Source organism: Streptomyces sp. NPDC003284 (assembly GCF_053589675.1).
Genome location: NZ_JBSFSI010000007.1, coordinates 1 through 12,094, shown reverse-complemented (window position 1 = coordinate 12,094; position 12,094 = coordinate 1). Strand labels below are relative to the sequence as shown.

Here is a 12,094-nt window from a genome sequence, read left to right as displayed (position 1 = left end):
CGCCACGCTTCTTGTGTGACTACCGAATCGACCACCACGGGCACGAAGAGCCCCACCACGGCAGCGCCGTCCTGGGGAAGGCCCGTCGCCGTACTCGCCCTCGGCTCCTTCGCCATGGGCACGGACTCCTTCGTCCTGGCCGGCATCCTGCCGCAGATCGCCGACGGTCTGCACGTCTCCACCGGCGCCGCCGGCCAGACCATCACCGCCTTCGCCCTGACCTACGGCCTGGCAGCGCCCTTCCTGGCCGTGCTGACCAGCCGGCTGCCCCGCAAGCCCCTGCTGGCGGTCGCGCTCGCCCTGTTCGTCCTCGCCAACCTCGCCTCCGCCGTCGCACCGAACCTGACGCTGCTGCTGGTGGCGCGGGTCGTCGCGGGTCTGGGCGCGGCCCTGTACACGCCCAACGCCTCCGCCGCCGCGGCCGCGCTCGCCGGACCCGCCGCCCGCGGCCGCGCCCTGTCGGTGATCCTCGGCGGCCTGACGGTGGGCACCGTCTTAGGCGTCCCCGTCGGCACGGCCATCGGACAGCACGTGTCCTGGGAGGCCAGCCTCGTCTTCGTCGCGGCCGTCGGCGCGCTGGCACTGCTCGGTGTCCTGGCCGTGCTGCCCGCCCTGCCGATCCCGCCGGCCATCCCGCTCGCGCAGCGGTTCGCGGTGCTGGCCAACCGCCGGGTCGTCGTCATGGTCCTGTTCATGCTGCTGGCCAGCGGCGCCAGCATCATGGTCTACACGTACACCTCGACCGTGCTCGGGGACATCGCCCACATCCACGGCACCGCCCTCGCCACCGCACTGCTCGCCTGGGGCTTCGGCGGCATCTTCGGCTCCTTCGGCAGCGGCTTCCTCACCGACCGCCTGGGCGCGACCCGCACCCTCACCTACGCCGTCGTCCTGCTGGTCGTGACCCTCGCCCTGCTGACGGTCTGCACCTCGATCGTGCCGGTGATCATCGTGATGGCGCTCAACGGCGCCGCAGGCTGGGCGCTGGCCACGCCGAACAACCACCGGCTGACGGAGCTGGTGCCGACGCTGCCCAGCGTCGTCATCTCCTTCAACTCCTCCGGCATCTACCTCGGTCAGGCGCTCGGCGCCGCCCTCGGCGGCATCCTCGTCGACCAGGACGTCACCGCCCGCGCGCTGTGCCTGACCGGCGTCGCCATCGCCGCGGTCGCCGGTGTCGTCCACCTGCTGGTCCCGCGACCGGCCACCGAGTCCTGACCCGGGCACCGGGCCCGGGACGCGGACCCCGGGCCCCGGAGACCGCAACCGGAAACCGGAACCCCAGGCACACGCCGCCGCACTCCTCCCCACCCGCCCCGGCGGGAGCGGGCAGGGTGCGGCGGCGCCGCCGTGTCCGGAGCCGAACGCGGTCCCGCCCGGCGGCTACCGGGTCCGGGCGCCGGGCACGCGCGAGGCGTCCGGCGAGCGCGGCGCGCGGGAGGCGTTCGGGGTGAAGTGCGCCGGGGTGTGGTCGACAGGGAGACCGGGACGCCACGCGGTGAGGATCTGCGCGCTGCACACGAACAGGCCGTCGGGCAGCCCGTCCAGCGGATACCAGTCCCAGTCGCCCACCCGCTCGTCCGGCCGGGTGGACGGCGTACCCGTCCAGGCGTGCACCACCGCGCCCACGGTGATCCGCACCACGTCCTCGACGTGGTCGACGAGCGTGCCGAGCAGCGAGACGTCCTCGGTCCGGGCGCGCAGCCCGGTCTCCTCGGCGAGTTCCCGCACCACGGTCGCTTCCAGGGACTCCCCGGGCTCCACGGTGCCGCCCGGCAGTTCGTACGTGCCGTGGCGATGGCGCCCCAGCAGCAGGCCCCGCTCGCCGAGGACGACGGCCCCCACCCCGAGGGCCGCGTGCGGCACGGGCGGCCGGTCCGTGCGCGGGCGGCCGGAGAGCCGTACGGGCCGCACGGGACCTGCGGGCGGTTCGGCCGGACGGCGGCCCGCGCCCGGTTCCCGCGCGGTGGGCATGCCCTCACCGCGGTCGTCGACGGACACGGGAACTCCTGCGGATGGCTCGGCGGATGAACGAGGCATGCCGACGGCCACCGTAGCGACGGCAGCAGGACGGCGGGGAGCCGAACCGCGAGGAGCCGGGCGATCGACGCGACGCACGGCCCGCCGCCCCGGGACCTCGCCCGGACACCCTCCCCGCGGGCGCCGCGCATGGCATGTATCAGGCAATTTCTGAACCATCCGCACACATCCTCTCGTTCCCCTGACGTGCCGCTCTCCGCAGGCGACGGCACATCAGGCCATGTGGGCGAGGTCCGTTCCCGGGAGGTACGTATGAAGACCCGAGCCGCCGTTCTCTTCGAGGTGGGCAAGCCGTTCGAGGTCGTCGAGCTCGAACTGGACGGTCCCCGCCGCGGGGAAGTGCTGATCAAGGTCGAGGCGGCCGGGCTGTGCCACTCGGAGCTGCACCTGCTCAACGGCGACTGGCCCGTGCCGCTGCCGGTGGTGGGCGGGCACGAGGCGGCCGGTGTCGTGGAGGCCGTCGGTCCCGGGGTCAGCAAGGTGACACCCGGCGACCACGTGGTCTGCACCTTCGTGCCCAGCTGCGGACTGTGCCGCTACTGCTCGACCGGTCGGCAGAACCTCTGCGTCTACGGCGACCAGCCGGACGGCCCGCTCCCGGACGGGACGTTTCGCTTCCATCTGAACGGACCGGAGAGGAAGGACGTCGGCTCCTTCCGGCAGCTCGGCGCCTTCTCCGAACGGCTCGTGACCTCGGAACGCTCGGTCGTGCGCATCGACGACAGCGTCCCGTTCGACCGGGCCGTGCTCGTCAGCTGCGGCGTCCCGACCGGTTTCGGCACGGCCACGGAGGCCGGCCAGGTGCGTGCTGGTGACACGGTCGTCGTCTTCGGGATCGGCGGCATCGGGATCAACGCCGTGCAGGGTGCCGTGCACGCGGGCGCGGCCCACGTGATCGCGGTCGACCCCGTCCCCATGAAGCTGCAGGCCGCGAAGGAGTTCGGGGCCACCCACACCTTCACCGAGGCGGGCCCGGCCATCGAGAAGGCGCGCGAACTCACGGGCGGTCAGATGGCCGACCAGGCGCTGGTCACCGTGGGGGAGGTGGACCAGGAGGTGGTGCAGGCGGCGCAGACGGCCGTGGGGAAGTCGGGTGTCGTCGTCATCACCGGGCTCGCCAGTTCCACGTTCGAGATCCACGCGGTGTCCGACTGGCTGCTCCAGCGCCAGGTGGAGATCAGGGGATCGATCTACGGATCGATGAACCCGCAGACGGACATCCCCCGCCTCCTCGACCTCTGGCGTTCCGGCTACCTCCGCCTGGACGGCCTGCTCACCGCCCGCTACGCGCTGGACGAGGTGAACAAGGGATACGACGACCTCCGCGCCGGCAAGAACCTGCGCGGAATCATCCAGTTCGACCGCTTCTGAGCGATCCAGATCCGCCGCTTCGGCAACACCCGCGGGTCCGTCGCCCGCGGGACCAGACAGTCAGGACAGTGAAGGAAAGACATGAGTTCAACGGCCGAGCCCTATGACTACGTGATCGTCGGCGCCGGAAGCGCCGGATGTGTCCTCGCCTCGCGGCTGTCGGAGGACCCGGGGGCGCGGGTGCTGCTGCTGGAGGCGGGCGCCGCGGAGCCCCTGGACCTGATGGCCGGGGCGACCACCTGGCCCGCGCTCGCGGGCAGCAGCGCCGACTGGGCGGGTGTCTCCACCGAGCAGACGTTCACGGGGGCGGCCCTGCCGCTGCCGCGTGGGCGCACGCTCGGCGGCTCCTCCAGCATCAACGCGATGTTCTTCCTGCGCGGACACCGCTCCGCCTACGACCGCTGGCCCGCCGAGGGCGCCGCGGGATGGGGCTTCGACGACCTGCTGCCGTACTTCAGGCGCAGCGAGACCGCCGAGGGCCGCGACCCGGCCCTGCGCGGGCAGGACGGACCGCTGCGGGTCGGCCCGCCGGCCCGGCCCAACCCCCTGATCACCGCCTGCCTCGACGCCGCAGTGCAGGCCGGGCACGAGCGGGCCGACGATGTCAGCGGCGGCCTGGAGACCGGCATGGGCCGGCTCGACGGCAACGTGGTGGACGGCCGGCGGCAGAGCGCGGCCGACGCCTACCTCCGCCCGGTCATGGGCACCCGGCCCAACCTGGAGGTCGTCACCGGCGCCCTCGTCCGCCGGCTGCTGATCACCGACGGCCGCTGCACCGGAGTCGAGTACAGCCTCGGCGACCGTCTGCTCACCGCCGAGTGCGCGCGCGAGGTCGTGCTCAGCGCCGGCGCCATCGGAAGCCCGCACCTGCTGATGCTGTCCGGCATCGGACCGCGGGAACACCTGCGCGAGGCCGGTGTGGAACCGGTGCTCGACCTGCCCGGCGTCGGCACCGGCCTCCAGGAGCACCCGATGTCGACGGTCGTCTACGCCGCCCGGCAGCCCGTCCCCGTGTACCCGGACAACCTGCTGGGCGAGGCCGGCGGACTCGTCCGCACCGAGCACGCCCCGGACGACGCCCCCGACCTCCAGATCGTCTTCAGCCCCGTCCCCTACCGCGCGCCGGGCCTGGACGGACCCGACAACGGCTACGCCGTCGCGTTCTCCCTGATGAGCCCGCGCAGCCGGGGCTGGGTGCGGCTGGCCGCCGCGGACCCGACGGTGGCGCCGCTGGTCAACCCCAACTACCTTGGCGACGCCCACGACGTGGCGGTGATGACGGCCGGTCTGCGGATCGCCCGCGAGATCGGCGAGGCGGCGGCCCTGGCCCCCTGGCGCGAGTCCGAGGCCCAGCCGGGTCCGGACGTCCAGGACGACGACTCCGTCCGCGAGTACCTGCGCCGCAGCCTGCTGGTGTACTTCCACTACACCAGCACCTGCCGCATCGGCGACGACGCGATGGCCGTCGTCGACCCCGAACTGCGGGTACGCGGGATCGACGGCCTGCGCGTCGCGGACGCCTCGGTGATGCCGTCCATCGTGTCCGCCAACACCAACGCCACCGTCTACGCCATCGCTGAACGGGCCGCCGACCTGATCCGGGGCTGACGGCACCGGCGGCCTGCTCCCGGCCCGTCCGTGGACGGGGACCAGGCCGCCCGCCGCCCACGGACGGGGCGGCCTCAGCCCAGCCGGACCGGCAGGGCGGTCAGTCCGTTGACCGCGGGCGAGACCAGGTGCTCCAGGTCCTCGGCGGGGACCGCGAGGCGGAGGCCCGGGAAGCGGGTGAAGAGTTCCCGCAGGGCGATGGTCCCCTCCAACCGGGCCAGCGGGGCGCCGATGCAGTAGTGCGGACCGGCACCGAAGCCGAGGTGGCCCTTGTGACCGCGGGTCACGTCGAACCCCTCGGACTCCGGCAGGCCGTCACCGCCGCCGTCCCGGTGCGCGGCGGCCAGCAGCACGATGATGGGCTCGCCCTCGCGGACCGGGACACCGAGGATCTCGGTGTCCCGGAGCGCGAACCTCATGTAGACGTTGCGCAGCGGCCCGTCCCAGGCGAGACCGGCTTCCAGCGCGTCCGCCCAGTCGTGCTCCCCGCCCAGCAGCAGGCCGAGCTGCCCGGGGTGGGTGAGGAGCGCGTGCACCGTGTTGGTGAGGCCGTTGACGACCGTCTCGTGCCCGGCGATCAGCACGAGCTGGAGCGTGTCGAGCAGTTCCTTCCCGGTCAGCCGGTCCCCGTCCTCGTCCGTGATGCCGACGAGGACACTGGTCAGATCGTCGCCGGGCGCCGCCCGCTTCTCGTCGACGAGCAGGGCCAGCTCCTCGCGCAGCCCGAGGGCGGCTGCCTGGCGCTGGGCGTCCGAGGCCGTGAGGCTGAGCATCGTCGCGTAGTGGTCGCGCAGGGCTGCGCGACGTGTCTCCTCGGTGATCCCGAAGAACTCGCAGATGATGCGCAGCGCCAGCGGATACGCGAACAGCTCCTTGAGGTCGACGCCGTTTCCGGGCGCGTCCAGGGCCGCCGCCTCCACCGCGTCCAGCAGCTCCAGCGTCAGGCGCTCCACGCGCGGAGCGAGGGCGTTGACGCGCCGCGGCGTGAACGCGGGCACCACCGAACGGCGCAGCCGCAGATGGTCGCCACCGTCGGCGAACAGCATCGACTCACCCGCGATGAACGGCAGCAACGGCCAGCCGGCCGGTATCTCACCGCGCTGGTAGGCGCCCCAGTGCCGCGGGTTCTTCGCCAGGTCCGGGTGGCTCTCCAGCACGATCCGGGCTGATTCCTCGGTGGTGGTGGCCCACGCGCGGACATCGTCCGGCAGTCCGATGGGTGCCAGCGGACCGTACTGGCGGAGCAGACCGGCCTCGGTGTAGGTGTCCAGAACCGGATCGAGCTGGAACACCGGTTCGTCCAGCGAGAGGTCGCCGGGTCGCGAGAGTATGCCCATGGTCGTCATGTTCCTTCGGTGAAGGACCGGCCGAGGAAGGCCGGTCGGTCGTTGTACCGCGCAGTCCGCCCGCGGCGGCCTCACGAGGCCGCCGGGCCGCTGTACCGTCCGCTGTGACCGCACCAGGCGACGGTCCCGGCCATCAGGGCCCGCATGCCGGCGATGTGGCGGTAGACGGCGGAGCGGTCCTCGGGAGCCATGCCCAGCGTGTCCAGCGCATGGGGCACGGCGGCCTCGGCGGCGAGAAAGGCGTCCGTGTGTTCCCGCACCATGCGATGCACCAGCCCCAGCGCCTGCTCCCGGTCCAGGCCCTTCTCGCGCTCCAGCAGCAGCACGAGATTGCTCTCCCCGGCGGCCTCCTCCTTGGGCAGCGACTGCACCTCGTTGGTCAGCCAGACCTCCCGGCCGGTGTGCCGTTCGAGCGCGCGCATCTCGGGGGTCGCCAGCACCGAGGAGGGCAGGATGTAACCGCCGCCGCGCTCCAGCAGGTCCAGGGTCAGCGGCTGCAACCCCGTCTCGTCGCGTACGGTGGTCTTCTCCTCGATCGTCATGACCCGGCCCTCGCGTTCCGCCGTGTCCTCGACGACAAGGGCTTCCAGCGCCCGGCGCCAGTTCCCCGCGGTCCGCTCCCGCCAGACGCTCGGCATGCCCCGCTGCCACCGGGCCCACACGTCCGACCAGGCGCGGACGTACGGCGCGTAGGGCCCCTGGCCGGCGCCGGGCGGTCCGCCGTCGAGCACGGCGAGCATCGGCTCGAACATCTCGACCCCGCGCCCCCGGTGGGGCGGCGTGCTCAGCAGATGATCCCACTGGGCGGCCAGCGAGATGAAGTCGGAGATCAACCGGAGTGCCTCCAGGGGCGCTTCGGGGTAGCACAGCACGGCCCAGGCGGGGACGTCGTGCACCTGGTACACGGACACGTCGGCGTCCGTCGCGAGGACGCCCGTCTCCCGCAACCACCGGCCGGTGTGCCCGAAGACGGACAGGTGGTGCGGATGGTCAGCGGGCGCGGGCGGCGCGGGAAACGGCAGGTCGAACGGCCAGTGCTGAAGGTCCGTGGTGAACGGGGAGGGCAGGACGACGGTCACGGGCACCACCAATCACGGGGTTCGGGGCAGACGGCGTGGATCGTGCTTCGGATGAACACCCGGCTGTGGTGATCAACCGCAACGGCCACGTGTTCACACCTGGCTGGGGTTCACCCGCGTCCGCGCACCGGGGCGGGAACCGGCCATCACGTGCCGCGCGGATGCGGCCCGTCGGCGAGCGCCGGGCCGAGGGGGCAGGTCGGGGAGGGGGGGCGGGCGTCCGGCCGGGCACGCTCGGGTGAAGCCGTGGCGTACGAGGACTGCCGAGGTGCGTCCGCACCTGGCCGCAGAGGCCGAACCCGCCTCGGCGCCGACGGGTCTTCTGCCGCCCCGGCCCGCACCGTCGCCCGCCACGGGCGGCAGCCGGTCGCCCCGCCCCGCCGTACCTGACCGAAAACCCCCCGCGGTTCCGGGCCCCGGCCGCGGCCGACCTCCGTTGGAGGATGTCTCACATGGTGTGACGTCTGTGCGGCATGATGGCGGTCGTGGGTGCTGATCTGCAGCAGCGGCTGGTTCCTGATGGTCTGTGGGATCTGGTCGCCCCGTTGCTGCCGTCGTTCGCGTCCCGTCCGCAGGGCGGCGGGACGGCGCCGTTGGACGAGCGGGCCGTGTTCACGGCGGTGGTGTACATCTTGACCAGCGGGTGCGCCTGGCGGCATCTGCCGGAGACGTTCGGTGTCTCACCCGCCACCGCGCACCGCCGGTTCAGCGTGTGGACGAGGGCGGGGCTGTGGCGCCGGCTGCACCGGGCGGTCCTGGACGATCTCGACTGGACCTCCGCGATCGTAGACGCCGCCGGCGTGCGGGCGAAATGGGGGGTGCACCGACCGGGCCGAACCCGGTCGACCGCGGCAAGAAGGGCAGCGAACTGCACGTACTGTCCGAGGCCCGGGGCATCCCCCTGACCATCGCCGTGTCCGGAGCGAACACCCACGACAGCCAGGCCCTCAAACCGCTGACCCGCGGCATACCCGCCATCCGCTCCCGCCGCGGGCCACGCCGACGCCGGCCGGTCAGGCTCCGCGCGGACAAGGCGTACTTCTCCGCAGACCACCTCACCTGGCTGCGTGGACGCGGCCTCATCCCGCGCATCGCCCGCCCGGGCATCGAATCGAGCGAACGGCCCGGCCGGCACCGCTGGAAGACCGAGAGGACGATCTCCTGGCTCTTCGGCTACCGCCGCCTCACCGTCCGATACGAACGCAAGGGCTCACACTTCCTCGCCTTCCTCGGCCTCGCAGCCGCCCTGACCTGCCACAAGAAGCTCGCGAAACTCACCACGTGAGACATCCTCTCAGTCTGCGGTCCATGTCGCATATTCGGGTATTTCGGGTGTCAAATGCGGTCCGGTGCCGCTCGGTAGCAGACATCTCGGATGCTGATGCACTCGGAAGTACATTTACGAGGTGTCTCTTTGACCGGCCTGCTATGGATGAACGTGAGCGCCGATAGCTCGTTCTCCGGTGAGCGTGCCCATGCCGGGATGGGGGACATCGCTTGCGCAGCCTGTCGAGACAGTTGCCAATGGCGCCCCTTCGGGTGTTGTTGGACGCGGCGGGCTGAACACCCTCGTGCTGCGGTGTCGTGTCCTCCGCCACGCGAAATTGATCAACCATCAAGGGGTTGACGTCTCACCGCCTACCGTGCACGAGGTTGTCAGCACCTCTCGTAGATGCGTTTGTGGCTGCGGAGCGCTGCCAGTCGGAAGGGCCCGTTGGTCTGCTGCGGAGTGGGGCGGTTGCCGCCGTCGGTCGGGAAGGACCGCTCGTGCAGCTCGCGGTAGGCGGCGTAGTCGAGTGTCCTGCGCCGCTCGATTGCCTCGTGGTGCGCTGTGGTCCGCAGGTGCTCACGGTAGCCGGGAACAGCGGTCCCGGCGAAGAACTCGGCGACGCTGCCGGAGCCGTAGCTGCGGAAGCCGATGGGCCGGTCGCTCAGGTCGTCCGCCTGGTCGAGCAGCGCGGCGAGGCCAAGGTACGCCGATGCTGTGTAGCTGTTGCCGATGACCCTGTTGTAGGCCGTGGTTCGCCCGATGGCTTGCTTGAGCCGGGCCTCGTCGGTGTCGTACCCGCAGGTGTTCAACAGGCGGCGGTGCGCCTTGTAGGCCATCTTCGTGAACGGCTGGTGATAGCAGAACGCCGTGAAATCGTCCGTGGCCGACGGCAGCGCGGAGATGACCGTGGTCCTGCCGGCCGAGGACACCGGACGGGATTCCGCGGCGGCGGCCCGCGCCGCCGCCCGGCAGCTCGCCGACTGGCTCGCACGCCCGGAACACGGCCGGGGGCGCCTGCTCTTCCTCAGCCGCGGCGCCGTGTCGGCGCGCCCCGAGGACGGCGCGCCCGATCCGGCCCAGGCCGCGCTCCGGGCCGCCGCGCGCACCCTGCAGACGTGATACCCGGACCGGCTGATCGTCGCCGATCTGGATGCCGACAGCCGGCCGGTGCCCGCCGAGCCGGCGTCGGCGCTCCGGGGCGACGAGCCATGGCCGCTGCTGCGGTCCGGTGCGCCGTACGTGCCGAGGCTGGTGCGGGTGCCGGTGGCCGATCGACCGCGGCGGCCCTGGCCCGGCGCGAAGGGCACCGTCGTGGTGACCGGCGCCGGTTCGGTGCGCGGGGCGGCGGTCGTCCGCCACCTGGCCTCGGTCCATCAGGTCCAGCACCTGCTGCTGGTGGGCGAGGAGGGCTCCTTCGACCTGGCCGCAGCCGGGGTGGACGTACGGTGCTCAAGGGCCGCCGCCTGCTGACGGTGCGGGCCGGCATCGAGAGGTCCCGGACCGTCACCAATGACGAGGAACTGCGCGCGGTCCGCGCCGGCATCCTCGGCGGCACCCTCGACTGAAGCACGGCACCGCACCCCGTTCCCCTCGCTCGACGCGGCCCACGCCGCTCGTCTCGTCACCCCCGTCACCGTCGACAGAACAAGGTCGACAGAACAGGATGGACATGCGTCGCAACCTGTCCCGCTCGGAGAACCTGTACGCCGGGGAGATGAGAACCCAGGCCGTGCGCACCATCACGGTGCGCGGCGGTGTCGACCCCGACGCGCTCGGCGCGGCGTTCGCCGCGGCGAACGCCGCGGTGCTCGCCGACCACCCGTCGCTGCGCAGCCGCCTGGAGCAGGACACCGAGGGCAGTTTCCTCAGCCCGCTGAAGCCCCACGAACTGCCGTGCCTGGTGGGACGCCCCGATGGCCCGGACGCGCTGGGGCAGGAGTGGAACACGCCGCTGCCGCTGGGCGGCCCGCTGGTCCGCGCGGTGCTCCTGACCGGCGAGGACGAGGACACGCTGGTCCTCGGGACCGACCACGCGATCTGCGACGGCCGCAGCGCGACCGCCCTGTGTGTCCGCCTGTGGCCGTACTACGCAGACATCAAGGCAGGCACGCACTCGCCCGTCCGGCCCATCCGGGAGGACTGGTCGGCGGCGATCGACGACCGCCTCACACCCGTCACCGAGACCGACGTGGCCGCCTATGTCCAGGGGCGGCTCGACCGGGCCGAAGGCGCCCCGGTCGGCGCCCTCCCGTACCTCGCGGCCCGGTCCCGGCGAGGTGGCCCCCCCAGCAGGGCCGGACCCAGTCGCGCCGGCCGCAGCTGGACGTCTCCGAGACCGCGAGTCTCCTGGCGTTCGCCCGGAGCTCGGGGGTGTCGGTGCACGGGCTGGTGGGCGCGGCGGTCCTCGCGGCCGTCCGTTCCGGCCTGCCGGCGGAGTACGCCGACCACCGGCTGGCCCGTGTCTCCACGGTGGACCTGCGCGAGCGGGTGGAGCCCGAGCTGAGCCGTGAGGTGATGGTCCCCGCGGCCTCGTGGTACCAGGATCTGGTCGACGTACCGGCGGGGGCGCGGGCTCGAATCGACCGCCACACCCCGGTCAAGGTCGTCCTCGCCGTCCTGCGCATTCTCCTCGAGCACCTGGGCCGCTGAACCCGCACCCGCCGCACGGCTCCGACGCCCCCGATCGAAGGGGATCCCTCATCTCCACTGTGCGCTCCGCCCGCGCTAAGAACTCCTAACAGAATGGTGCTTCTTGCCTTGGAATGGTGGCGCCTGATGGTGCTTTGGCCTGCACATGAGAAGGGGTGGGCAGCTGCCATGGGTCGTGTCCGATGAGTTGTGGGCGCGGATCGAGCCGTTGCTACCGGTCGTGCCACGCCGTGCGGATCACCCTGGCCGTAGGCGCCTGGACGACCGGAAGGTGCTGTCGGGGATCCTGTTCGTGCTGTACACCGGCATTCCGTGGGAGTTCCTGCCGCAGGAGCTGGGCTTCGGCTCCGGCATGACGTGCTGGCGGCGCCTGCGTGACTGGAACGAGGCAGGAGTCTGGCAGCGTCTGCACGAGTCGCTCCTGGCGGAACTGAACGCCGCCGGCGCGCTGGACTGGTCGGGGGTGGTGATCGACGGCTCCCACGTACGGGCCATGAAAGGCGGCCCAAAACAGGACCGAGCCCGGTCGACCGTGCCCGAACAGGCTCCAAGCACCATCTGATCACCGAAGGGCACGGCATCCCGCTGGCGGTATCGCTGACCGGCGGCAACCGCAACGACGTCACCCAACTCATGCCACTGGTCCAAGCCGTCCCGCCCGTACGCGGCCGGGGGGGGGGGGCCCCCCCCCCCACCCGGCCAGAGTGGGGCGGGAGACCCCCCCGCCCCCA

At 72.3% G+C, this 12,094-nt stretch carries 10 protein-coding genes and 2 pseudogenes; 8 read left to right on the top strand and 4 right to left on the bottom strand.

What is annotated here, in order from left to right; translation table 11 throughout:
- Positions 1 to 15 precede the first annotated feature (15 nt).
- On the top strand, positions 16 to 1,218 hold the full coding sequence (locus ACWDYF_RS16800) for an MFS transporter (RefSeq protein ID WP_051115731.1): 1,203 nt from the start codon (positions 16 to 18) through the stop codon (positions 1,216 to 1,218).
- A gap of 165 nt (positions 1,219 to 1,383) precedes the next feature.
- Here the strand turns inward: ACWDYF_RS16800 and ACWDYF_RS16795 are convergent.
- A pseudogene (locus ACWDYF_RS16795) lies at positions 1,384 to 1,914 on the bottom strand (nucleotide triphosphate diphosphatase NUDT15); the annotation flags it as partial.
- Between the two features lie 378 nt (positions 1,915 to 2,292).
- Between ACWDYF_RS16795 and ACWDYF_RS16790 the strand changes: the two are divergent.
- Both ACWDYF_RS16790 and ACWDYF_RS16785 read left to right on the top strand, forming a co-directional pair.
- Positions 2,293 to 3,411, top strand: coding sequence for an NDMA-dependent alcohol dehydrogenase (locus tag ACWDYF_RS16790; protein WP_389468402.1), 1,119 nt, complete (start codon positions 2,293 to 2,295; stop codon positions 3,409 to 3,411).
- Between the two features lie 81 nt (positions 3,412 to 3,492).
- On the top strand, positions 3,493 to 5,019 hold the full coding sequence (locus ACWDYF_RS16785; protein ID WP_389468399.1) for a GMC family oxidoreductase: 1,527 nt from the start codon (positions 3,493 to 3,495) through the stop codon (positions 5,017 to 5,019).
- A 74-nt stretch (positions 5,020 to 5,093) separates the two neighbouring features.
- Here ACWDYF_RS16785 and ACWDYF_RS16780 read toward each other — a convergent pair whose 3' ends face one another.
- Together ACWDYF_RS16780 and ACWDYF_RS16775 are read right to left on the bottom strand one after the other, a co-directional pair.
- Complete coding sequence (locus tag ACWDYF_RS16780; RefSeq protein ID WP_389468396.1) at positions 5,094 to 6,356, bottom strand: cytochrome P450 family protein; 1,263 nt, start codon at positions 6,354 to 6,356, stop codon at positions 5,094 to 5,096.
- Between the two features lie 80 nt (positions 6,357 to 6,436).
- Positions 6,437 to 7,444 (bottom strand): terpene synthase family protein, encoded by a 1,008-nt coding sequence (locus ACWDYF_RS16775; RefSeq protein ID WP_389468392.1) that lies wholly within the window; start codon positions 7,442 to 7,444, stop codon positions 6,437 to 6,439.
- A gap of 485 nt (positions 7,445 to 7,929) precedes the next feature.
- On the opposite strand from ACWDYF_RS16775, the gene ACWDYF_RS16770 reads away from it, so the two are divergent.
- Positions 7,930 to 8,729, top strand: a protein-coding gene (locus ACWDYF_RS16770) for an IS5 family transposase (RefSeq protein WP_451584282.1) whose coding sequence is annotated in 2 segments (ribosomal slippage) — positions 7,930 to 8,257 and positions 8,257 to 8,729 — 801 coding nt in all. Because the reading frame shifts where the segments join, the coding sequence is not laid out codon by codon here.
- Positions 8,730 to 9,100: 371 nt separating this feature from the next.
- Here the strand turns inward: ACWDYF_RS16770 and ACWDYF_RS16765 are convergent.
- Entirely contained in the window at positions 9,101 to 9,550 is a 450-nt protein-coding gene (locus ACWDYF_RS16765; protein WP_389468389.1) for a hydroxymethylglutaryl-CoA synthase, read from the bottom strand.
- Between the two features lie 31 nt (positions 9,551 to 9,581).
- On the opposite strand from ACWDYF_RS16765, the gene ACWDYF_RS16760 reads away from it, so the two are divergent.
- The 4 genes and pseudogenes from ACWDYF_RS16760 to ACWDYF_RS16745 form a co-directional block, all read left to right on the top strand.
- A complete protein-coding gene (locus ACWDYF_RS16760) occupies positions 9,582 to 9,833 on the top strand; it encodes a hypothetical protein (RefSeq protein ID WP_389468386.1) in 252 nt (83 codons plus the stop codon).
- Positions 9,834 to 9,881: 48 nt separating this feature from the next.
- Positions 9,882 to 10,184 (top strand): hypothetical protein, encoded by a 303-nt coding sequence (locus ACWDYF_RS16755; protein ID WP_389468383.1) that lies wholly within the window; start codon positions 9,882 to 9,884, stop codon positions 10,182 to 10,184.
- Between the two features lie 39 nt (positions 10,185 to 10,223).
- The gene (locus tag ACWDYF_RS16750; RefSeq protein ID WP_389468775.1) at positions 10,224 to 11,363 is read left to right on the top strand and encodes a phthiocerol/phthiodiolone dimycocerosyl transferase family protein; all 1,140 of its coding nucleotides are present in this window, start codon (positions 10,224 to 10,226) and stop codon (positions 11,361 to 11,363) included.
- A 145-nt stretch (positions 11,364 to 11,508) separates the two neighbouring features.
- Positions 11,509 to 12,094, top strand: a pseudogene (locus tag ACWDYF_RS16745) (IS5 family transposase); the annotation flags it as partial.